The following is a 22,705-nucleotide window of genomic DNA, read 5'->3' as shown; positions in this document are numbered from 1 at the left end:
CCCAAGACGACCATTCTCCCCCCTTTTTCCAAACACGCCAAGACCATCGTCCCTGCCGCAGCCGATTGAATTTCAGACCTGCGGCGGGCCGATTGGTTCCGGCAGCGGAGGCGCCAGGCTGGCGATGCCGATACGCAACAGGAGGACGGCGATACCACGACAAGCCGGATCCATTACGATATAGTAGTGCATTGCAGCAACAAGTTGTATTAATAGACAACATTTCGCTGCGGCGATTCAAAAGGCATTGCGTGGCGCCCCTTATCGATATTGCGCATTGGCGCACCCACATTTTTTCCCGCTTGCTGACGATCGTGCTGGTGCTCGGCATCGGCACGGCGATTCCCAGCATCGCGCTCGCCGCCGGACAAGGCCTGTGGTCGCTGGTGGCGGTCGACCTCGTCGCCATCGGCTGGCTGTTCGCGCTCTGGCGCCTGCACAGCTGGGCCTACCGGACGCGGGTATTTCACTTCATCGCGATCGTGTTTCTCGTTTCGGTGGGGATGATCGTCAACGTCGGCCAGGTGGCCCAGCTCTACCTGATTGCGCCGCCCGTGTTCGCCGCAGTCCTGCTCGGACGGCGTTCGGCGCTGGCGGCCCTCGGCGCCAGCACCCTGCTGGTGCTGGTGCTGAGCATCCGGGGCTATCTGCACGCCGGCGGCGCCACGCCGGATGCATCGGTCCTGCCCGCATGGACGATTGCCCTCAATTTCCTGTTCGTCGGCGCGCTGATCACGGTGTCCTGCAGTACCCTGCTGCAAAAACTGGTGGCCTCGCTCGGTCACCTGCACGGGGTCGCGCGTTCGCTGGAGGAAGGTAAGGACACCCTGTCCAGCCTGAACGCCGAGTTGCGCCTGACGGCCGCCGCAGTCGCCCAGCTCAATGACATGGTGCTGATCGTGCGCACCAACGGCACGCCCGAGGTGCCCTGGCCCATCACGTTCGCCAACGATGCGTTCGTGCGCAGCACCGGTTATACGCGCGAGGCCGTGCTCGAGCGCAGCATGCTGATGCTCGGCGGCGCCGACACCGACCTGGCCGCCGTGGAGCGGCTGAGCGAGGCCATGCGCAGCGGCGCGCGGGCCCGTGCCGAGCTGACGACGTATACGAAGGCCGGCCTGCCTTTCTGGACCGAAATCGAAATCACCCCGTTCCTGGACGAAGCCGGCACGCATACGCACTGTGTCGTGGTCGGGCGCGACATCGGCGAGCGCAAGAAGGCGGCCACCGCGATCCACCGCCTCGCCTATTACGACGTGCTGACGGAACTGCCGAACCGGCGCTTCCTGCTCGAGCGCCTCGACGCCCTGCTGCTTGAAGCCCAGTCCGGCCAGGGCTGGGGCGCCGTCGTCTTCATCGACCTCGATCATTTTAAATACGTCAACGATGCGCGCGGACACGCGACCGGCGACGCGCTGCTGCGCAGTGTTGCGGCCCGCCTGACGGCACTGATGCGCGAGCACGACACGGTGGCCCGCATCGGCGGCGACGAATTCGTCGTCCTGCTGCCGCGCATCGGCCATGACCACGACAGCGCGCGCAGCGCCGCCCTCGCCCACGCCGAGCGGCTGCGCGATGCGCTATCCGATGCGGTCGAGGTCGGCGGCAACCGCTACAACGCCTCGGCCAGCCTGGGCGTGAGCCTGCTGCCGCATCCGGGCCAGCGCGCCGACGACCTGCTGCGCGAGGCCGACACCGCCATGTACCACGCCAAGGCGCGCGGCCGCAACCGCGTGGCCCTGTTCGAAGCGGCCATGCGCGCCGAATCCGAACAGCGCCTGACGCTCGAGCGCGACCTGGCCGGCGCCATCGAGCGCGGCGAACTCCTGATGCACCTGCAGCTGCAATGCGACGCGGACGGCAAGCCGGGCGGCGCGGAAATGCTGATGCGCTGGCAACGCGCCGACGGCCGCTTCGTGCCGCCGGACGTGTTCATCCCGATCGCCGAAGCGAGCGGCCTGATCGTGCCGCTGGGGCATTGGGCCCTGCAGCAAGCCTGCCAGGCCTGGCTGCGCCTGAACGCCGCCGGCCACCCGCTGCCGCTGTCGGTGAATGTCAGTCCGATGCAGTTCGGCCAGGCCGACTTCGTGGCCCAGGTGCGCGCCGTGCTGGCCGAGACCGGGGTGCCGGCCGATCAACTCATTCTGGAACTGACCGAGGGCCTGCTGATCAAGGACCGCGACGCCACGATCGCCCGCATGCACGCGCTGGCCGCGATCGGCATCCGTTTTTCGATCGACGATTTCGGCACCGGTTATTCGAACCTGGGCTACCTGAAGCGCATGCCGCTGTATGAACTCAAAATCGACAAGAGTTTTGTGCGCGACACGCCGGATGGCGGCGATGGCGACGCCATCGTGCGCTCGATCCTGGCGATGGCCGGCCACCTGCGCCTGCGCGTGGTGGCCGAGGGCGTCGAGACGCGGGAACAGGCCGCTTTCCTGGCCGCCAACGGCTGCCCCGTCATGCAGGGTTATCTGTTCGCGCGGCCGCAGCCTCTGGCGCAGGTGCTCGCCAGCCTGGAAGCTGCGCTGGCGGCCTGAGTGTCCGCTCCAGGCGGATGCGATAATGCGGGACGACTTATGTCCACCACCGCGGAGACTCCCATGCCCCATATCGCCGGACTCGACCACGTCCAGATCGCCATTCCTCCCGGCGCCGACGCCGCCGCCCGCGCCTTCTACGGCGGCGTACTCGGTCTTTCCGAAATACCGAAACCCGCGCCCCTGAACGCCTCCGGCGGCATGTGGTTCGTCACGGGCGCGACGCAACTGCACATCGGCAGCCAGGCCGATTTCGTGCCCGCGAAAAAGGCGCATCCGGCCTTCATCGTCGAGGATTTCGAAGGCTATTGCGCGCTGCTGCGCAGGCAGGAGGTGGCCGTGCGCGAAGAAGCGCAGGTAGCGGGACGGCGCCGTGCCGGCATCGAGGATCCCTTCGGCAACCGGATCGAACTGATCGCGGCGGCGCAGGCTTGAGTTGAGGGCGGCTCATGCCGCCTCGACCGCCCGTGCCTCGCGCACCATCCGGCAGATGGTCAGGATATTCACCGCCGCGATCACCAGCTCGAGCGCCGTGCCGCCGATCGAATTGCAGGTTAGCGCAGCACCTGCAATTTCGTCTTTTTCCCCTGGCGATAGGTGTACAAGGTCAGCGCGGCATTTTTCAGATCGCCCTTCGGGTCGAAGGCGATGCTGCCGGTCACGCCTTCGTACTGGACGCTTGCCAGCGCCGGCAGGAATATGGCCGGATCGCTCGAATTCGCGCTCTGCATCGCTTTCGCAAACACCATCACCGCATCGTAGGCATAGGGCGCATAGGTCTCCACCGGGAGCTTGTAGCGTTGCTGGTAGCGCTGTGTGAACGCATTCAGGCCGGCTTCCTGCGGGCCCGTGACGCCGCCCGCAACCACGCAATAGACCTTGTCGTCGACCAGCGCGTCGCCCGCCAGCAGCGGCATCTTTTCCGAGCAGACGCCGTCGCCCGACACCAGTTTCGCGCGCAGGCCGAGCGCCTTCATTTGTTTCAGCATCGGGCCGGCCACGGCATCCATGCCGCCATAGAAGATCACGTCCGGATCGCGCGCGCGGATCTGGGTCAGGATGGCGTTGAAATCGGTCGCCTTGTCGTTGGTGAACTGGCGGCTGACCACGCTGGCGCCGCCGCCCCCTGCCTTCACGCCCTTGACGAATTCGTCGGCCAGGCCCTGGCCGAAGGCGGTGCGGTCGTCGATCACCGCGATCTTCTTTGCCTTCAGGGTATTCATCGAATAGGTCGCCAGCGTGCGCCCGACCAGGTTGTCGTTGGCGACGACGCGGAAGGCGGTCTTGAAACCCTGGTGGGTGTAGAGCGGCGTGGTGGCCGCCGGAGAAATCTGCGGGATGCCGGCATTCGCATAGATCTTCGAGGCCGGCACCGTGGTGCCCGAATTCAGGTGGCCGACCACGGCCGCGACTTTTGCATCGACCAGCTTTTGCGCGACGGCCGCGCCGGTCTTCGGGTCAGCCGCGTCGTCTTCGGGCTGCAGCACCCACTGCACCTTGCGCCCGCCGAGCACGATGCCCTTGGCGTTGAGCTCGTCGATCGCCATGCGGGCGCCGTTTTCGATGTCCTTGCCCTGGTGGGCGCCGGTGCCGGACAGTGGAGACGCCGTGCCGATTTTCACTTGCAGGGGCTGGGTGGCAGGTTGGGCGTGGGACGGTGCCGCGGCAAGCGCGAGCACGGAAGCAAGGATGGCAGGGCTACGCATGGAGATTTTTTTTCGTGGAAGGTGCGCTCGATTGTACTGCCGAGCCGGCCGGCGCCCGATTCGTTAATCCGCAGCAAACCCACTTTCGACCCGTCTATTCCACCATTCGTCACTCGGCGCAACTTCTCTGGCTGCTCATCCGCTACGCTCAGGCATCTCATCTTCACTCCGGAGGCAGACATGGCAGTCAGGAACTATGCAATCGCAGCGCTCATCACAGGCAGTTTGTTGTCGCATCAAGCCCTCGCGGCACCGGATGCGCCATTGAGCAATGCGGCACGCCAGGAGGTCGTGCAGACACTTGCGACCAAACTGAAAGCGAATTACGTCCTCCCCGACGTGGCGCAACGGGTTGCCGCCACCATCGTCAAGAAGAATGCCGATGGCGGCTATGCCATGGCAACGAGCGCACAGGCATTCAGTGCCGCGCTGTCGCAGGATTTGCGCGAACTGAGCAAGGACAAGCATTTCCGGGCCGTGCATGACGAGCGTTTCCGTGAGCGCAGCGGTGAGAATGAGGTACCTGACCGCGCGGAAATGGAAGCGCAGCGCGACCGTACGGCCCAGCTGGGTTATGGCATCGAGAAAGTGGAACGCCTGGCGGGCAATGTCGGCTATATCGAGCTGCGCGGTTTCGGGCCGACCGAATTCGTCGGCCCCGCCTACACCGCCGCCCTGAGCTTATTGTCGGGAACGGATGCGCTCATCCTGGACCTGCGCCGCAACGGCGGCGGACGTCCGGCCAGCGTCGCTTACCTGATGAGCCATTTCTTCCCGCTGGGCGACGAGCGCCATCTGAACGACATTTATGACAGGCCGACCAATACCACCCAGCAATATTGGACCAGCACGGCAATCACGCAGCGCTACGACAAACCCGTGTACGTGCTGACCTCGGCCCGCACCTTTTCCGGCGGCGAGGAATGCGCCTACGATTTTCAAACCCAGAAACGGGCAACGCTTGTCGGCGAAACCACGGGCGGCGGCGCCAATCCGGTCAGTCCTTTCGCTGTCGGACATGGCATCGTGGTCGCCATCCCAAGGGGGCAGGCGATCAATCCCGTCACCAGGACCAGCTGGGAGCACGTCGGTGTGAAACCGGACATCGCGGTGCCGGCAGCCCAGGCCCAGCAAACGGCGCACGCCGCCATCCTGCGCCAGCTGCTTGCCTCCAACAAGGACGAGGGCTTGCGCGCCAGCCTGCAGCGGGCGCTGGCCATGGTGGAAAAGGGAGAGAGCGAAGCGCCGGTGTACACGCTCAGGCAATGAATAACGATGCATGAACAAATTCGCCAACCCGCGGGCTGGCGTTGTCGATCCACCGTGCAGGTCATCCGGTGCCGGCGCCGGGCTACGGCACGGCCAGCCGCATCACCCCTTGGGCGCCATCCAGACCAGGTTCCACAAATGGCCGTCGAGGTCCTCGAAGCCCTGGTCATACATGAAGCCGTTATCCTCGGGCGGATGGGGAATGCGGGCGCCGGCGGCGGTGGCCTTGGCGATCAGGCTGTCGACCTCTTCCCGGCTCTCGCAGCTCAGGCAGATGACGACCTCGTTGGCTTCCCGGGCCTGGACCACCGGCTTGTTGATCAGGGACTTGAAAAACGTTTCGGTCGTCAGCATCGCGTAGATGCTGCCTTCGAGGACGACCACGCAGGCCGCCTGCTCGTTGCTGAAGTCGGGATTGAAACCGAAGCCCAGTGCGGCAAAGAAGGCTTTGGATTTTTCCAGGTCCTTGACCGGGAGATTGAATATCACGTTCTTGTTCATGCGTTCCTCGTCTGTTAAAGGTGGAATGGATCAGTCCTGCATCCTGACGACGAACGATGATGCATGAAATCGACACGTTGCTGCAAAAAAAAACGCCAACCCTCGGGTTGGCGTTTTTCATTACTGCAGCTCAGGCAATCAGGCCGCCTGGTCCAGCGTCGGATAATCGATATACCCGGCCTCGCCCGGCGCATAGAAGGTCTGCGGGTTAGGCGTATTGAACGGCGCATTCAACTTGAGGCGCTGCACCAGGTCCGGATTGGCGATATAGGCGCGGCCGAAGGCGACTGCATCGGCGCGGCCCGATTCGACCGCATCGATCGCCATCTGGCGGTCGTAACCGTTGTTGGCGATATACGTGCCTTTGAAGGTCTTGCGCGCCCATTCGAAATCAAAACCGGGAATATCGCGCGGGCCGCCGGTGGCGCCTTCGACGAAGTGAATAAACGCGATATTGCGCTTGTTCAGTTCCTCGACCAGATGGCCGAACACGGCTTGCGGGTTGCTGTCGGCCAGGTCGTTGGCCGGCGTCACCGGAGACAGGCGGATGCCGACGCGGCCGGCGCCGATTTCGGCGACCACGGCGTCCACGACTTCCAGCGCGAAGCGGACGCGGTTCTCGATCGAGCCGCCGTATTCGTCGGTTCGCTTGTTGGCGCCGTCGCGCAGGAACTGGTCGATCAGGTAGCCGTTGGCACCGTGCAGTTCGATGCCGTCGAAACCGGCGCGGATCGCATTCGCGGCGCCGCGGCGGTATTCGGCAACGATTTCCTTGATCTCATCGAGCGCCAGGGCGCGCGGCTCCGGTGCCTCGACCTTGCCGGCGTGGGTGTAAGCGACCACTTTCGGCGCCACGGCCGAGGGAGCGATCGGCTGCGCGCCGCCGGTGAGATGTGGGTGGGTCACGCGGCCCACGTGCCAGATCTGGGCCACGATCTTCGAGCCGGCTTCGTGCACGGCCTGGGTGATCGGCTTCCAGCCTTCGACCTGGGCGTCCGAGTAGATGCCGGGCGTGGCCATGTAGCCTTTACCGACCGGCGAGACCTGCGTGCCTTCGCTGATGATCAGGCCGGCGTTGCTGCGCTGGCGGTAGTACTCGACGTTCATCGGGCTGCCCGGCACGTCGCCGGCGGCTTCGTCGGCGCGGCTGCGGGTCAGCGGGGCCATCACGACACGGTTGGCAACCTCGATGTCGCCAATGCGGGCGGGCTCAAAAAGTTTGTGGCTCATGTTCGGTCCTTGTTCGTAGATTGGAATGATCGGGCCGCCGGTCGCTGCGCTGTCAGGGAGCGGACGCCGGCGGCCACTACAGTCACCAGTATGCGTATTCCTGGAGACTATGGGTAGGCCGCACGAATGATATGATTTATTCCAACCGGGAATAGATGGAGCAGATATGGACCGCTTGAGGCTGATGGAAACCTTCGTCCGGGTCGTCGAGACCGGCAACTTCTCGGCCGTCGCGCGCGAGGAGCGCGCCACGCAATCGAGCATCAGCAAGCAGATCCAGGCGCTGGAGACCCTGCTCGGCGCGAAACTGCTGGTGCGCTCGACGCGCAGCCATGCGCTCACCGAAGCCGGCAAGCGCTATTACGAGCGCTGCCGCCAGGTGCTCGACACGCTGGAAGAAGCGCGGGTCGAGATCCAGCGCACCGAGAACGACATCGCCGGCGTGCTGCGCGTGGCTGCCCCGGCCTCGTTCGGGCGCCTGCACATCGTGCCGCGCCTGCCCGCCTTTTTCGAGCGCTATCCGCAACTCAAGATCGACCTGCAACTGGACGACGGCTTCGTCGACCTGGTCGTGGGCGGAATCGACGTCGCCTTCCGCGTCGGCGAACTGAAGGACAGCCGCCTGATCGCGCGCCGCATCGGCACCGCGCACCGCGCCGCGCTGGCCTCCCCCGCTTACCTGGCGCGCCACGGCGAGCCGCAGCATCCGCACGAGCTGCGCGATCATCAATGCATCGTCTACACGGGTCTCGCCACGATGAACGAGTGGAACTTCCAGGACGAGGAAGGCGGCCAGCACGCCGTGCGCGTCAATGGCCACCTGCAGTCGAACAGTTCGGAGGCGATCCGCCAGGCCGTGGTCGAGGGCCTGGGCATCTGCTACACGCCGCAGTGGGTGTATGGCGACGACATCCGCGCCGGCCGCGTCAAACCGATCCTGACCCGCTACCGGCTGCCGCCGCTGCCGCTGAACGTCGTGTTCCAGCCGGCGCGCCGGCCCTCGATCAAGATCAGCCACTTCGTTTCCTTCTTCGCCGACGCGTTTTCGCGCGATCCGGACATCTCGCCGATGCTGGCAGCCGACGGCGCTTCGCATGATGCGCTCGGCAAGCTTGGCACGGTCGGCAGCCGGGGCTGAGCTCGACGCACGCAGTCCAGCACGCTGTCCTCCCTGCTTACAGATTGAAACCCTACTTACAGTCAGGCGGCAGATTTTTTCCGGTTTCGCTGAGACACTGTGTCCGTGCGAACAGAGCACTCCGGATTTTCGGAGCAAGCTTGACATAGGTTGATCACAAAGGAGAAAAAAATGAGCATTTATAAACAACACATCATGCGCGTCGCCGCCGTCCTGGCCTTGACTGCCGCCTCCACGTCCGCTTTTGCGCAGAGCGCCGATTATCGCCGTGGTTACGAGGACGGCTATGCCGCTGCCCGCGAGGAGCGTGGCCCCGGCCCCGGCCAGGACAGAGGCGGTCTGCGCATTGAGGAAGCCAATTATGGCGTGCGCGGCATGACCTGCAATGCGCGCCGGTCCGTGCGCGACCAGGTCGAACGCAATAACGGCAGGGTCGTTGCCAATGACCAGCTGTGTGGCGATTCCGCTCCGGGCAAGGTCAAGCGCCTGCAGGTCACCTACCGGTGCGACGACAGCGAAGCGATGCGGGTCGTGGCGCGCCAAGGCGACACCCTGCGCCTCTCCTGCCGCCGCTGACCGCTGCAGCGCCGCCGCGCCGATGCGCCATGCCGGCTTCAGGGTCGTCCTCGCCGCTGCCGCGCTTCTTGCCGGCGGCGCACAGGCGCAGAACGACGCCCGTCTGGTGGCGCTGATCAACGACTGGCGCGCCAGCCCGGGCGAGTGCGGCGGCACCCGTCGCGCACCGGCACCGGCCTTGACGAGCAATCCGCTGCTCGCGCGGGTGCGTTTCGGCACCGGCTCCTTTCCCGAATACGAGCTCGAACGCGTCGGCTACGACGCGGCCCAGGTCGAAGTCATTTTTACGCGCGGCGCGCCCGATGCCGCCGGCGTGATGGACGCGATCCGCCAGCCCTACTGCCGCGTGCTGGCGAATCCCGCCTACAGCGACATCGGCGTCGTCCGCCAGGGGCAGGAATGGACCATCGTGCTGGCCCGGCCCCTGCTGCCCCTGCACCTGCCCGCGCAGGACGTGGTGGGGCGCGAGATCCTCGATGCCGTGAACGCCGCGCGCGCGGTTGCGCGCAATTGCGGCGAGCGCGCCTTCGCCGCGGCCGCGCCGCTGGCCTGGAACGATGCGCTGGGCGCGGCGGCGCTGGCGCACAGCCGCGACATGGCGGCGCGCCGTCATATGGCGCACGAGGGATCGGACGGCAGCACGGTTGCGGTGCGCGCCACACGCGCCGGCTACAGCTGGCGCCTGATCGGCGAGAACATCGCGGCCGGCCAGCCTTCGGCAAGCGAAGCGGTCGCCGGCTGGATCGACAGCCCGGGCCACTGCGCCAACCTGATGAATCCGGCGTTTACGGAGATGGGCGCGGGCTACGAAATCAGCCGCGCAAGGATGCCCGGCTTTGTCTACTGGACCCAGGTCTTCGGCGTGCGCCGTTAGTGCGTTCTTATCGAGCCGGCGCTCGCTTCGCCTGCTCCACCGCCCAGGAACCGATCAGCGCCAGCGCGCGCGGCGCCATCGTCTCCTCGATATCGGCCGCTTCCGCCAGTGCGCCCGTGCGCGCGCTCTGGAAGAAGTGGTTCAGGCCGGGCAGGCGCTGGACCTGTGCCTGCGGATTGGCTGCCAGCGCCTGCCGCAGGGCCGGAATGTTTTCGTCGGCCGTCACGACCTCGTCCTTCTCCCCGACCAGGGCCAGCACCGGACACGCGACCTGGCGCAGCAGCGGCCGGGGATCGATCCTGAGCAGCGTGCGCATCCAGGGCGTCAGGACCGGCGCCAGTTCGTCTTCCGACCAGGGACGCCCATAGCGGCTGTTTGCGGCGCGATACAGGGTGCGTACGGCCGCCTTGCGCTCGGCGGCGCTGCCCGGCACGCTCGCCTCGGCGAGGACGGCCTGTTGCAGCGCCAGCTCCTGCTGCATGCGATCGGGCGCATCCTGGGCCATGCGGCGCCGTGTGCGCGACAGCAGCAGGTCTCGCGCCGGAAGTCCGCTCCCCGCCATCAGCACCAGGAAGGCGATGCGCGGCGCCTTGGCCGCCACGATACTGCCGACCAGGCCCCCTTCGCTGTGGCCAACCAGCCCGATGCGGTCGGCATCGATATCCGGGCGGCCGCGCAGGAGGGCGAGACCGGCCTGGATGTCGGAGACGAAATCGAAACTGGTCGCACTGGCGAAATCGCCACCCGAGCGGCCGAGGCCCCGCTTGTCGCTGCGCAGCACGGCAAAGCCGCGCCGGGTCAGGTCGTCCGCCAGCACGAGATAGAAATGGTGGCCGAACAGGGAACCGTCGCGGTCCACTTCGCCCGAGCCGGGAATGAGCACGACCGCCGGATGCGGACCCGGCGTGCGCGGCACGGTCAGCGTGCCTTCGAGGCCGATGCCGGCGTTATCGAAGACGACCTGGTGCACCTCGTACGGCAGCGGCGCCGCCGGCGTCTGCGGCCGCCTGGGCGCCATGGAACGAGCAAAGGCGAGCCATGCCAGCGCTGCCAGGATCAGGAGGCAGGCCAGGCGCGGCAGGATGCGGGGGCTCGTGGTCATGCAGGTCGGCGGACGATGAAAACGCCAACTCTAGCATCCGCAGGGGGGCTGAAATTGCGCGGATTGTCACATCCGGCACAGCAAATTGTGTAATTTTTGTATCCGGCGCCGCCGCGCCGGATACCGTTTTACGCACGACTTACCAGAAGATCACGCGCTGCTCCGGCGCCAGGTACATTTTATCTCCCGGTTTCACGCCGAAGGCCTCGTAAAAGCCCGGGTGGTTGCGCAGGCTGCCGTTGACGCGGAATTCCGACGGCGAGTGCGGGTCCGATTTCACCTGGGAGATCAGGGCGGCGTCGCGCGCCTTGCCGCGCCGCGCCTGGGCCAGCCCCATGAACAGGCGCTGCTCGGCCGTGAAGCCGTCGATCACCGGTGCCGGGCGCCCCGCCAGGTAGATTTTGTAGGCGCGGCTGGCCATGATGGCGCCGGCGTTGTCGGCGATGTTCTCGCCCAGGGTCAGCTCGCCATTCAGGTGATAGCCCGGCAGCGGGCTGTAGCCGCCGTACTGGGCGACCAGCACCTTTCCGCGCGCGGCGAATTGGTCGGCGTCCTCTTTGGTCCACCAGTTGCGCAGGTTGCCGTCGCCGTCGAATTGCGACCCCTGGTCGTCGAAGGCATGGCTGATCTCGTGGCCGATCGAGATGCCGACCGCACCGTAGTTGATCGCCGGTTCGGCCTCCGTGTCGTACAGCGGATACTGCAGGCGCGCGGCCGGGAACACGACTTCGTTCAGCTCCGGGCTGTAGTAGGCGTTGACGGTCTGCGGCGACATGCTCCAGGCGGCGCGGTCGACCGGCTTGCCCAGTTTATTGATGCCGTACTGGTGCGCGAATTCGCGCGCGCGCAGCACGTTGCCGACCAGGTCGTTGCGGACGATGTCCAGCGACGAGTAATCGCGCCACTTGTCCGGATAACCGATCTTCGCCTTCATTTTCGACAGCTTCAATTGCGCCTGCTTCTTGGTATCGTCCGTCATCCAGTCGAGCGTCTGGATGCCTTCGCGGAAGGCGATGATGAAATTCCTGACCATCGCTTCGACCTGCTGCTTGCGCTCGGCCGGGAAGTGCTGCTCGACATAGGCCTGCCCCACCACTTCGCTCAGGTCGCGGTTGACCTGGGCAATCGCGCGCTTCGCCAACGGACGGTTCTCCCTGGTCCCGGCCAGCACGCTGCCGCGGAAGGCGAAGCTCTCGTCGACAAAAGCCTGCGACAGGTAAGGTGCGTAGGCGCTCAGCAGGCGGAATTCGAAATACGAACGCCAGGTGTCGAGCGGGGTGGCGGCGATGATCTTGTCGAGGCCCGCGAAATAGGTCGGCTGGCTGATGATCAGGGAGTCGACTTGACCCGCCGCGCCGACGCCCTTCATCCAGGCGCTCCAGTCGAAGTTCGGCGTCAGCGCCTTCAGTTGCGCAAGGCCCATCTTGTTATAGCCCTTGACCGGATCGCGGTTCTCGACGGCGCTCCACTGCACGCGCGCGATCCCCGTTTCCAGCGCCACGATCCGGGCCGCCTGTTCGGCTGCGGCGGCGTCGGCATGGCCGGCCAGCGCCAGCATCTTCTCGACGTGGCTTTGGTATCTGGCGCGGATGTCCTTCAGGCGCGCCTCGTCCTGCAGGTAGTAGTCGCGGTTCGGCATGCCGAGACCGGACTGGCTGACGTCGACGATCATGCGCGTCGAGTCCTTGTTGTCCTGGTGGACATACATGTCGAGCGGCGCGCCGGCGCCGATGCGCGAGAAGTGCGCCGCCAGGGCGGCGATGCCGCGCTTGTCCTTCAGGGCCGCAACGCGCGCCAGTTCCGCCTTCAGGGGCGCCAGGCCCAGTTCGTTGCGGCGCGCCTCGTCGACGTAGCTGGCGTAGTAGTCGCCCATCTTCTGCGCGTTCGAACCCTTGCGCGCGCCCTTGTCGGCAGCGGCGCCCTCGATGATGGTGCGTACCTGGTCCTCGACCTTGTCCTGGGCAATATTAAAAGCGCCCCAGCTGGCGCGGTCGGACGGGATCTCGACGTCCTTCAGCCACTTGCCCTGGCTGTAGCGGAAGAAGTCGTCCTGTGCGCGCACGCCGGTGTCGATGGCGGCGACGTCGACACCGGAGACGGTGGCGACTGGTGCAGCGGCGGCCGCCGCCTTCGGATGGTCGTCGTTGCCGCCGGCGTGGGCCGCAAGGTGAATACCGGTGACGAACAAGCCCGCGATCAGGCTGCTGCACAGGGTACGCTTCATGTTTACTCCGAGTTTCGATGTTGTAATCGGGCGATCCTAATGGAAAAGCCCGGCAGTGCCAAGCAATGGGAAGGGCAATCGCATATGCATGCCGCTTTCGCACAACGCCCGTCAATACAGTCGCTATCGAAAACGCGACTGCGTGCAAGGCGAAAAAAAAACGCCACCCGGAGGTGGCGTCGTCGTGCGCGAGTGGATCAGCGCAGGTTGATGGCGTACAGGTTGCCGGAAGACGAAGCGATATACAGCACGCCACGGTCCGAGAGCGCCAGCTCGCCGCCGAACGGATATATCCACACGACCTGGTGGGTGGTCCGGTCGACCGCGACTGTTCTGGAGGGCCCGCTGATGAACACCAGGTTCGAACTGACGATCATGCGCCCTTTGTCCATGCCGTTCGAGTTCTCGAAAAGCCAACCGGTCTTCCATTCCAACACCCCGGTAGCAGCCGTGCGTGCTTCCAGCGCCATGCCGCCGTCTGCCAGCGAATACAAGGTGCCGTTCGCCAGCGCATGCTGTCCCACGGTACTGCCGCCGGCTGTCCAGGTCCGTGCATGCGACTGCAAGTCGATGCCCACCAGCTGGTAGCCGATCCTGGCGATGGCCAGGTTATCGCCCACGACCAGCGATTTCGGCTGACCGCTGGTTCCGGCAATAACAGGGTCCTGGAGGCGGAATACGGTACTGCCGTTGTCGGTATCGATTGCAACGAGGCTGTCGTACTGGACCGTATAGGCGAAGTGGCCGCTGACTGCCGGCGTCCAGAGGCCGCCGGCAAACTGGATGCCCGTCCTCCACTCGATCAGGCTGGTCGTTGCATTGAACTTTTCCAATCCTGCGGTGTTGCCCATGTAGACGATGTCGCCGATGACCGTCGGTGCCTGGTGCAGCTCGGGTGCCGTATTGATCAGCGTCTTGCCGAGCAACTGGCCGCTGGCCTGGTCGAAGGCCCACAGGAAGGAACCGCCGTTACCCGTCGAGCGCACGAACACCTTGCCATTCCCGGTTGCCAGCGGATTGGGGCCGGTGGCGGCACCGATATCGTAGCGCCACAGTTCCGCGCCGCTCGCTTCGCTGATGGCGGACAGTTCCCATTTGCTGGCGCTGTTGCGGATGACGAACACCTTGCCGTTGTCGGCGACAGGGGCGCTCGTCGTCATGCCGGCGCTGACCGGCTGGTTCCAGCGACGGCTGAACGCTGTCGGATCGAAGCTGGCGGGAACGTAGGGATTCTGTGCGGCGGTCCCGTTGTAGGTGCTCCATGGCGACAGCGATGCAATCGTGCTCAGCGTCGTCAAGTTGATGGCAGGTTTCACGCTGACCTTCACCGGCACGCGCCACGGCGAGCCGCTCACGGGAGAGCGGCAGGTCGCCGGGTCGTCGTAGCACACGCGGAGCTCGAGCGAGCCGCTGTGCTCGCCCACTCCCAGCGTCGACGCAGTCGCCAGGTCGGCGCTGAACTGGCCGCTCGTGAGCTCGCGCATCGACACCGGCGCGGCGAGTACGCCGGTGCTGTCGAAGACGGCTGCCCTGACGCCCTGCGTGAAGGGCGAAACCGCGCTCGCGCGCAGCGAGAACGACGCGGGCTCGCCCTGGTAGGTCGTCAGGTCGAATGTCGCCGGCGTCAGTGTCAGGCGTCCCTGCGCCTGCGTGGCCGTGGCGACAGTCAGCGTCACCGGAATCTTCCACGGCGAGCCTGCCAGCGGCGTGCGGCAGACCAGCGGGTCATCCTCGCACAGGCGCAGTTCGAGGTCGGTCGTGTAAGTGCCGGCTGCCGCCGCTTTCGTGTGCAGCTCAACGGTGTACTGCAGGTCCGAGACCTTGGTCAAGGACATCTCGGTCGTGACCACGCCCTTGCTGTCGACGACCGCCGCGTTGAAGGGCTTGTCGAAGGTGCGGCTCGACACGGCACTGACCTTGAAGCCGGCACTTTCGCCCTCGTAGGAGGTGACTGTCACCACGCCCGGCGTCAGCGTCAACCAGCTTCCATTCGTATTGCCCACCGGTTGGCCGCTGGTCCCCGGTGCCGTGCCAACCGAGCCGCCGCCTGCCGAGCTACCACCACCGCCACCGCCGCAGCCCGCGACCAGCGCCGCAGCCAGCATCCCGGCCATTGCCGATTTTCCGAAAACCATGCTCTCCACCTGTCATTTTATTATTAAAAATAAGAAACAAAATTATAAAGGCGAAGTTTTCTTAAAGATAACTTTTATTTTTTACTGACGTGTGGAAACGACAGGCCGGGCTCCGCCGCCGTCAGCGCCGGAACATCCAGAGAATGACCGAAACGACGATCGAGATGACGATGCAGGTGACGATCGGAAAATGAAAACTGAAGCCTTCGCGCACGATGTGGATGTCGCCCGGCAGGCGCCCGAAGGGCAGCCGGCGCAGCCAGGGCCAGGCCAGCCCGACGGCGGCAACGACGAGGCCGATGACGATCAGTGTGCGCTGCATCGGGCTGCCTGCGAAGAAATGTCTCTCAAGGCTGCTTGTCTGGCCTTGTTTGCTTGCTCGTTTGCCATAGTCGATCTCCTGTTGATGGATTGCGTCATCGACTTCGATTCTGCCCCAGGCCGCCCCCGCACTGGCGCGCACATGCGGTTCGGAACGGTGCGTCGGGGTAATGGACCCTGGTGCTACACTGGATCAACGCGACGATCGTGCAGATGAACCTTCCGTCAAACTCATTCGTATTCCGCCCTCCGTCACGGCGGTCGATCCATCGACAGGGTGCCAGCTTGTCCTGGACTGGCCTGGCGCCGGTCCGCGCAGTGCCCATGACGGGTGTGCGCAGGCGTCGACGGATCCTGACAGGGCTCATCTGTATGCGATTGCCAGTCTTATGCGTTCGCACTCGTGCCGCGCCGAGCATCGCCTGGTTGCGGGATCGAACATCATTCATGATTCATTACTGACAGGGGGTAGCATGCCAACAACCTGGATTATCACGGCCAATGCGGGCCGGGCAAGGTTCTTCTCCGAGGACGGTCCAGCAGAACCACTGCAAGAACTGGAAGACATGATCAACAACGGCGCGCGCCTGCGGGCGCAGGAAGCCGAAACCGACCAGCTCGGGACCCTGGCTGCCGGCAAGAGCGGCCACAACATCGGCGGGGCGCAAGGAGGCCCGGCCCAGCACAACGCAGCCGCCGGGGCGCCGAATAGCCAATACGAACCGAACCAGACCCCGGCCGAGCACGAAACCGAGCTGTTCGCGAAGGACCTCTCGCAATATCTGCTGAAAGCCCAGCAGGAAGGCCGTTACCAGCAGCTCGTGCTGTCGGCGTCGCCGCAATTCCTCGGTACGCTGCGCAACAATCTCGACCCGCACGTCAAGGCCGTGATCAAGCAGGAATTCAACAAGGACTACACGCAAGTGCCCGTCCACCAGCTGCGCGAGCAGCTGCAGGCGGCCCAGGCCAAGTCCGCAGGATAAATCCCGCGCGCGGCCAGCCGCATCATGCCAGCCCTCCGCGGCTGGCTTTTTTTCGTCCGCACCAAGGCTGCACGGGCGCGCTGTGATTCGTGCGGCCGGGTTTGTCATTGAGCCCTACCATGGCGGTATCGAAGAACGAGGATCACCATGAACAAGCGCTTGACTCCCGCCCTGATCAAGGGAACCCTGCTGGCCTCCGTCGTCCTGGTCGGCATGAAGGCCTGGGCCGCCAGCAAGGAGGCGAACCCGCGCAGCGACCTGGCGACCATCCCCTCGCTCGACCTGCCGCGCTACCTCGGCGAGTGGTATGAGATCGCGAAGTTCCCGAACCGTTTCCAGCGCAAGTGCGCCGGTTTCACGAAGGCGACCTACACCGCCCTGCCCGACGGCCGGGTGCAGGTCGAGAACCGCTGCCGCCTGGCCGACGGCGGGACCGATGTCGCCATCGGCGTGGCGCGCCAGGTCGGCGGCGCCGATTCGCCGCGCCTGAAAGTGCGCTTCGCCCCGGCCGCGCTGTCCTTCATCCCGCAAGTCTGGGGCGACTACTGGATCATCGACCTCGACCGCGACTACGGGCTGGCGGCGGTCAGCGAACCGGGGCGCGACTACCTGTGGATTCTCTCGCGCACGCCGACGGTGAAAAAATCGGCCTATGACGCGCTCGTGGCGCGCCTGTCGGGCCAGGGACTCGATGTGCGCAAGCTGGTGCCCACGCCCCAGGAGTGAGGCGAACGACCGCTTCAAGTGTTGACTCAAGAACAAACATTCACCTGATCAATAACCGGCATCTGGAATGTGAATTGGGCAATTACGCAATCGGCGGCGAGAATGGCCCTTCCACTTTTACCGCACCGGCGCATACCGCCGGCGCGGTTGCACCGTCATCGTCACTACCGTTTCCAGCATGAGCTACCAGATCGCCAGCGCCCCTGACACCCCATTCGGAGTGGCGCCATGATCGTCCGCGACCGTCCAAACGGCCTGCGCCTCTTCCTCACCATGCGCGGCTCGATCCTGCCGAGCATCTGGAAAAGCCTCACCGTCACCACGCTGCTCGCGATCCTGGTCACCTTGTCGCATGGGCTGTGGGGCCACACGATCCACCTGACCACCATCCCCTTCACCCTGATGGGATTGCCGCTGGCGATCTTCCTCGGTTTCCGCAACAACTCCGCTTACGACCGCTACTGGGAAGGCCGCAAGCTGTGGGGCGAACTGGTACTGCGCAGCCGTAACTTCGCGCGCCAGTGCCTGAGCCTGGTCGACGACGAGGCCAACAAGCCTGCCGCCGAACACCTGCGCACCCGGATGATCCGGCGCACGGTCGCCTTTGCCCATGCGCTGCGCCACAACCTGCGCCGCAGCGACGCCGGGGACGACGTCGCCGCGCACCTGCACCCGGCCGAGTGGGACGTTATGCGCGGCCGCGTCAACCTGCACCAGGCGCTGATGCTGGAAATGGGAGAGGACCTGGCGCGCTGCCGGCGCGCCGGCCTGGTCGACAGCGTGCGCGCCGCCACGCTCGATGCGACCATCTCGGCGATGGTGGCGACCGCCGCCTCCTGCGAGCGCATCAAGAACACGCCCGTGCCGTTTTCGTACACGCTGCTGCTGCACCGCACCGCCTACCTGTACTGCTTCCTGCTGCCCTTCGGCCTGGTCGATACGATCGGCTACATGACGCCGCTCGTGGTGGCGATCGTCGCCTACACCTTCTTTGGCCTGGACGCGCTGGGCGACGAGATCGAGGAGCCGTTCGGCCTGTCGCCGAACGATTTGCCGCTCGACGCCATCTGCCGCGCCATCGAGATCGACATGCGCGACGCGCTCGGCGACGCCGACCTGCCGCCCCCGCTCACCCCCGTCAATAACTGGCTGCGCTGACGCGGCCCCACCCCGGGCGCAGTACCAGGCCCACCAAGGCAAGGCGATACATGAACATCGAAACCTACCAGGAGCGCATCGGCTGCCCGCTGCTGCGCGAACGTGTCACGAGCGCGGCCCAGGCGGCTGAGCTGATCCGCGACGGCATGACCGTCGGCATGAGCGGCTTCACCCGCGCCGGCGACGTCAAGATGGTGCCGGCCGCGCTGGCCGAACGGGCGCGGCGCGAACCGTTGAAAATCACGCTGCTGACCGGCGCCTCGCTCGGCAACGACACCGACCGCCTGCTCACCGAAGCAGGCGCGCTGGCGCGCCGCATGCCGTTCCAGGTCGACCCCGTGCTGCGCGCCGCGATCAACCGCGGAGAAGTGATGTACATCGACCAGCACCTGTCGGAAACCGTCGAGGTGCTGCGCGCCGGCCACATGAAGCCGGTGGACATCGCCGTGATCGAGGCGGTGTGCATCCTCGAGTCCGGCGCCATCGTGCCCACCACGTCCGTCGGCAACAGCGCCAGCTTCGCGATCCTGGCGGACAAGGTGATCGTCGAGATCAATCTGGCGCAGTCGCGCGCGCTGGAGGGCCTGCACGACATCTGGATCCCGAAGAAACGCCCGATGCGCGAGCCGATCCCGCTGATGTCGGCCGAGGGCCGCGTCGGCACACTCGCCATCGACATCCCGCCGGAGAAAATCGCGGCGATCGTGATCACCGACCAGCCGGACAGCACCTCGGCCATCCTGCCGCCGGACGCCGAGACCGCGGCGATTGCGGGCCACCTGGTGCGCTTCTTCGAAAACGAGATCGAGGCCGGCCGCCTGACGCGCAGCCTGCTGCCGCTGCAGGCCGGCATCGGCACGATCGCCAACGCCGTGATGGCCGGCTTTTGCGACAGCCCCTTTGAACACCTGACGATGTATTCGGAAGTGCTGCAGGATTCGACCTTCGACCTGTTCGACGCCGGCAAGCTCGATTTCGCCTCGGGCTCCTCGATCACGCTGTCGCCCCAGAAAAGCGCCCAGGTCTTCGGCGACTTCGGCCGCTACAAGGAGCGGCTCGTGCTGCGCCCGCAGGAGGTGTCGAACCACCCCGAGGTGATCCGCAGGCTCGGCATCATCGCCATCAATACCGCGCTCGAGGCCGACATTTACGGCAACGTGAATTCGACCCACGTCGCCGGTACCCACATGATGAACGGGATCGGCGGCTCGGGCGACTTCGCGCGCAACGCCTACCTGTCGATCTTCGCCACCAAGTCGACCGCCAAGGACGGCAGGGTCTCATCGATCGTGCCGATGGTCCCGCACGTCGACCATACCGAGCACGATGTCGACATCATCGTCACCGAGCAGGGCCTGGCCGACCTGCGTGCGCTGGCCCCGCGCGAGCGCGCCGAGGCGATCATCGCCAACTGCGTGGCCGCGCCCTACCAGGACATGCTGCGCGCGTATGTGCGCGAGGCGCAGGAGCGCGGCGGCCACACGCCGCACGTGCTGGAAAAGGCGTTCGCCTGGCATGAGCGCTATCGCCGTACCGGATCGATGCTCGAGAACGAATCCTGACCGGCAAGGCAGGCGGACAGGCGCTATACTCGCCGTTTCCCTTGTCCTCGCACCTCATGTCCCTGCCTCCCTGCCCCGTTTGCCAGTCCGCCTATACCTACGAGGACGGCGCCAGTCTCGTCTGCCCGGAATGCGGCCATGAGTGGTCGGCGCAAACGGGTGCAGCCGCCGAGACGGCGCGCGTCTACCGCGACGCGGCCGGCAACATCCTGCAGGACGGCGACACCGTCACCGTCATCAAGGACCTGAAACCGAAGGGGTCGGGCGGCGTCATCAAGCAGGGGACCAAGGTCAAGAACATCCGCCTGGTCGACAGCGACCACGACATCGATTGCAAGATCGATGGGTTCGGGGCGATGAGCCTTAAGACCGAATTCGTGCGCAAGGTGTAAATCTAACTGCCGCACAAACGACGACACCAGCCCGCGGGCTGGTGTTTTTTTTGCATACCGTGCCTGCGCAGGCGCATCCGCTGACGGATGCGCCCGCTGGATCAGCGGCCGGTGCCGGTCGTGGTGGTGCCGGTGCCGGTGCCGGAGGTGCCGGTCGTACCGGAAGTGCCCGAGGTGCCGGTCGTGCCGGAAGTGCCCGAGGTGCCGCTGGTGCCCATCGAGCCGCTGGTGCCGGTGCCGGTCGAGCCGCTCATGCCGCTGGTACCGGTGCCCATCGAACCGCTGGTACCGGTGCCCATCGAACCGCTGGTACCGCTGGCGCCGCTGCCCATCGAGCCGCTGGTGCCCGTTGCGCCCGTCGTGCCGCTGGTGCCCGAGGTGCCGCTATCCATCGAGCCGCTCGTGCCCGAGGTACCGCTGGTGCCCGACGTACCCGAGGTGCCGCTGCTGCTGCCCGAGCCGCTGGTCATGCCGCTGCCGCTGGTGCCGCTGGCGCTGCCGCTGCCGCTGGTGCCCATCGAGCCGCTGCTTGAGGAGCCGCTGGAGCCGCTGCTGCCGCTCGCGCTGCTGCTGGACTTGCTCTTGTGTTTCTTCTGCTTCTTGGCCGCGCTCTTGTGCGTGGTCGCCTTGGCGTGGTCGCCGGACTGTGCGCTCGCGCTACCCGTCTGCTCGGTGCTGGTCGATTGTGCACTGGCGTTGAACGAAACTGCCATCGCGGCGGCAACTGCGGTTCCCAGCAGGCCTTTCAAAAGCTTATTCATGTTCATCTCCTTATATTGCATTTCGGGGCGGTGGAAAGCTCAACAATATCAATGACATACCGACATTATTGAAGTGGCCGAGTTTAGAGAGGTCGACGGGAGAGCAGCGCACGCTAGCCTTTTGGAAAGATATCCGACACTTGTCAGGGGGCCGCCACACCCCGCACTCCCCCTGTTGCGCCGACACCTGCGGCCCGTGCCGCCAGGGTGGCGATCTCGGTGTAGAGCGGCAGCACATTGGCCTTGTCGTCCGGGTAGACGCGGTTCGACAGGAACACGTAGAAGCTGCGCGAACCGGGATCGATCCACAGCACGCAGCCGGTGAATCCCGTGTGGCCGTAGCTGCCGACCGGGAACAGCGTGCCGCGCGGACGCTGGGCAAACGGCGAGTCGATGTCCATGCCGAGGCCGCGCAGCGCGGCGATACCCGGCGGGCTCTGCACCGTCGTGAGCAGGCGCACGCTCTCGGGCGAGAGCACGCGCACGCCATCGAGTTCGCCCCCTGCAAGCAGCATGCGCGCGTAGCGGGCGATGTCGCCCACCGTGCTGAACACGCCGGCCGAGCCCGCCACGCCGCCGATGCGGCGCGCCGTCGGATCGTGGACCACGCCCTGCAGCATGCCGCCCGCGCCGACGTCCGCGTGCAGGACCGGCTCGCCGACGTCGGCCGCCTTGTGCGTCGGTGCAATCGCGCCGGCGTCCATCCGGCGCAGCGGCAGGTAGCCGGTATGCGCCATGCGCAGCGGCCCGAACAGGCGCTCGCGCGCAAACACGTCGAGGCCCATGCCGGACACTTGCCGGACCAGCTGGCCGAGCAGGATGTAGTTGATGTCCGAATAGCGGAAATACGTTCCCGGCACATGGGTCACCGTTTGCGCGCAGGCCATGGCGTGGGCTGTCTCGTCGCCACGCCAGGCCGGTTTGCCCGGCAAGCCGGCCGCCAGGCCCGAGGTGTGGGTCAGCAGGTGGCGGATCGTGATCGCCTCCTTGCCGCCGCCCCGGCACTCGGGGAAATAGTCGACCAGTTTCGCGTCCAGGTCGAGCTTGCCGTCTTCGGCCAGCAGCAGGACCGAGGGCGCCGTCGCCAGCACCTTGCTCAAGGACGCGGCATCGAACACGGTGTGCGTCGTCACCGGCGCTGGATTGGGACCGTCATCGGCCTCGTAGCTGAAGCGGCCGTAGGCGCGCTCGTGGACGGCACCCTCGCGTTCCAGGTGGAAGACCGCGCCCGGCAGGCGGCGCTCGGCGATCGCCTGGTCGATCGCGGCGTCGATGCGGGCGAACTGGGTGCGGTCGAGTTGGCGCGGCTGCGCGCCCGGCAAGCCGGTGCAGCCGGAGACGAGGACGGCGAGGCCCACAGCGGCGAGCGCGCCCTGGTACCGGAGGGAGCGGCGGAGAGAAAAAGGACGCATGGAAAACCTGGGCAGGAAGAGATGGCGGACGCGGCGCGGGCGCAGAAGCGGGCGCAAGGCCGGGCGAAGAAACTGGCCATGATAGGCAGGCA

20 protein-coding genes are annotated in these 22,705 nt (G+C 65.8%); 11 read left to right on the top strand and 9 right to left on the bottom strand.

Features of this window, described 5'->3' with window-relative positions; all coding sequences use genetic code 11:
• The first annotated feature begins 251 nt into the window (after window positions 1–251).
• Together ACI48I_RS22185 and ACI48I_RS22180 are read left to right on the top strand one after the other, a co-directional pair.
• The gene (locus ACI48I_RS22185; RefSeq protein WP_498575426.1) at window positions 252–2,543 is read left to right on the top strand and encodes a putative bifunctional diguanylate cyclase/phosphodiesterase; all 2,292 of its coding nucleotides are present in this window, start codon (window positions 252–254) and stop codon (window positions 2,541–2,543) included.
• A 63-nt stretch (window positions 2,544–2,606) separates the two neighbouring features.
• Complete coding sequence (locus ACI48I_RS22180; protein WP_193687305.1) at window positions 2,607–2,978, top strand: VOC family protein; 372 nt, start codon at window positions 2,607–2,609, stop codon at window positions 2,976–2,978.
• A gap of 119 nt (window positions 2,979–3,097) precedes the next feature.
• Here ACI48I_RS22180 and ACI48I_RS22175 read toward each other — a convergent pair whose 3' ends face one another.
• Window positions 3,098–4,249 (bottom strand): branched-chain amino acid ABC transporter substrate-binding protein, encoded by a 1,152-nt coding sequence (locus tag ACI48I_RS22175; protein ID WP_193687306.1) that lies wholly within the window; start codon window positions 4,247–4,249, stop codon window positions 3,098–3,100.
• A 228-nt stretch (window positions 4,250–4,477) separates the two neighbouring features.
• Here ACI48I_RS22175 and ACI48I_RS22170 point away from each other — a divergent pair, with 228 nt between their 5' ends.
• Window positions 4,478–5,518, top strand: a complete 1,041-nt coding sequence (locus tag ACI48I_RS22170; protein WP_498575425.1) for a S41 family peptidase — start codon at window positions 4,478–4,480, stop codon at window positions 5,516–5,518.
• A 102-nt stretch (window positions 5,519–5,620) separates the two neighbouring features.
• Here the strand turns inward: ACI48I_RS22170 and ACI48I_RS22165 are convergent, their stop codons facing one another.
• On the bottom strand, window positions 5,621–6,019 hold the full coding sequence (locus tag ACI48I_RS22165) for a VOC family protein (RefSeq protein ID WP_193687308.1): 399 nt from the start codon (window positions 6,017–6,019) through the stop codon (window positions 5,621–5,623).
• Window positions 6,020–6,157: 138 nt separating this feature from the next.
• On the bottom strand, window positions 6,158–7,249 hold the full coding sequence (locus ACI48I_RS22160; RefSeq protein ID WP_193687309.1) for an alkene reductase: 1,092 nt from the start codon (window positions 7,247–7,249) through the stop codon (window positions 6,158–6,160).
• A 166-nt stretch (window positions 7,250–7,415) separates the two neighbouring features.
• Between ACI48I_RS22160 and ACI48I_RS22155 the strand changes: the two genes are divergently transcribed.
• The 3 genes from ACI48I_RS22155 to ACI48I_RS22145 all read left to right on the top strand — a co-directional run bounded on the left by ACI48I_RS22155 (window position 7,416) and on the right by ACI48I_RS22145 (window position 9,837).
• The gene (locus ACI48I_RS22155) at window positions 7,416–8,387 is read left to right on the top strand and encodes a LysR family transcriptional regulator (protein WP_193687310.1); all 972 of its coding nucleotides are present in this window, start codon (window positions 7,416–7,418) and stop codon (window positions 8,385–8,387) included.
• A 171-nt stretch (window positions 8,388–8,558) separates the two neighbouring features.
• On the top strand, window positions 8,559–8,963 hold the full coding sequence (locus tag ACI48I_RS22150; RefSeq protein WP_193687311.1) for a hypothetical protein: 405 nt from the start codon (window positions 8,559–8,561) through the stop codon (window positions 8,961–8,963).
• 22 nt (window positions 8,964–8,985) lie between these two features.
• Window positions 8,986–9,837: a CAP domain-containing protein gene (locus ACI48I_RS22145; protein WP_498575424.1), complete on the top strand. Its 852-nt coding sequence runs from the start codon at window positions 8,986–8,988 to the stop codon at window positions 9,835–9,837.
• Window positions 9,838–9,844: 7 nt separating this feature from the next.
• On the opposite strand, the gene ACI48I_RS22140 is transcribed toward ACI48I_RS22145, so the two are convergent.
• The 4 genes from ACI48I_RS22140 to ACI48I_RS22125 form a co-directional block, all read right to left on the bottom strand.
• On the bottom strand, window positions 9,845–10,939 hold the full coding sequence (locus ACI48I_RS22140) for an alpha/beta hydrolase family protein (protein WP_498575423.1): 1,095 nt from the start codon (window positions 10,937–10,939) through the stop codon (window positions 9,845–9,847).
• Between the two features lie 139 nt (window positions 10,940–11,078).
• Window positions 11,079–13,163 carry a M13 family metallopeptidase gene (locus tag ACI48I_RS22135; RefSeq protein ID WP_498575422.1) on the bottom strand — a complete coding sequence of 695 codons (2,085 nt, stop codon included), beginning with the start codon at window positions 13,161–13,163 and terminating at the stop codon, window positions 11,079–11,081.
• A gap of 197 nt (window positions 13,164–13,360) precedes the next feature.
• Complete coding sequence (locus tag ACI48I_RS22130) at window positions 13,361–15,298, bottom strand: outer membrane protein assembly factor BamB family protein (protein ID WP_193687315.1); 1,938 nt, start codon at window positions 15,296–15,298, stop codon at window positions 13,361–13,363.
• Window positions 15,299–15,419: 121 nt separating this feature from the next.
• Entirely contained in the window at window positions 15,420–15,620 is a 201-nt protein-coding gene (locus tag ACI48I_RS22125; RefSeq protein ID WP_498575421.1) for a DUF2905 domain-containing protein, read from the bottom strand.
• Between the two features lie 472 nt (window positions 15,621–16,092).
• On the opposite strand from ACI48I_RS22125, the gene ACI48I_RS22120 reads away from it, so the two are divergent.
• The 5 genes from ACI48I_RS22120 to ACI48I_RS22100 all read left to right on the top strand — a co-directional run bounded on the left by ACI48I_RS22120 (window position 16,093) and on the right by ACI48I_RS22100 (window position 20,440).
• Window positions 16,093–16,602 (top strand): host attachment protein, encoded by a 510-nt coding sequence (locus ACI48I_RS22120; protein ID WP_193687317.1) that lies wholly within the window; start codon window positions 16,093–16,095, stop codon window positions 16,600–16,602.
• 147 nt (window positions 16,603–16,749) lie between these two features.
• Entirely contained in the window at window positions 16,750–17,328 is a 579-nt protein-coding gene (locus tag ACI48I_RS22115) for a lipocalin family protein (protein ID WP_307727328.1), read from the top strand.
• A gap of 228 nt (window positions 17,329–17,556) precedes the next feature.
• Window positions 17,557–18,486 (top strand): bestrophin family protein, encoded by a 930-nt coding sequence (locus tag ACI48I_RS22110; RefSeq protein WP_498575420.1) that lies wholly within the window; start codon window positions 17,557–17,559, stop codon window positions 18,484–18,486.
• Between the two features lie 50 nt (window positions 18,487–18,536).
• Entirely contained in the window at window positions 18,537–20,048 is a 1,512-nt protein-coding gene (scpC, locus tag ACI48I_RS22105) for a succinyl-CoA:acetate CoA-transferase ScpC (protein ID WP_498575419.1), read from the top strand.
• A 56-nt stretch (window positions 20,049–20,104) separates the two neighbouring features.
• Window positions 20,105–20,440 carry a zinc ribbon domain-containing protein YjdM gene (locus tag ACI48I_RS22100; protein ID WP_498575418.1) on the top strand — a complete coding sequence of 112 codons (336 nt, stop codon included), beginning with the start codon at window positions 20,105–20,107 and terminating at the stop codon, window positions 20,438–20,440.
• A gap of 101 nt (window positions 20,441–20,541) precedes the next feature.
• Here ACI48I_RS22100 and ACI48I_RS22095 read toward each other — a convergent pair whose 3' ends face one another.
• Window positions 20,542–21,201 carry a hypothetical protein gene (locus ACI48I_RS22095; protein ID WP_498575417.1) on the bottom strand — a complete coding sequence of 220 codons (660 nt, stop codon included), beginning with the start codon at window positions 21,199–21,201 and terminating at the stop codon, window positions 20,542–20,544.
• 143 nt (window positions 21,202–21,344) lie between these two features.
• Window positions 21,345–22,613, bottom strand: coding sequence for a serine hydrolase domain-containing protein (locus ACI48I_RS22090; protein ID WP_498575416.1), 1,269 nt, complete (start codon window positions 22,611–22,613; stop codon window positions 21,345–21,347).
• Window positions 22,614–22,705 lie beyond the last annotated feature (92 nt).

The sequence above is a fragment of the Massilia sp. LXY-5 genome (assembly GCF_059801075.1).
This window is presented reverse-complemented; position numbering and strand designations above follow the sequence as displayed.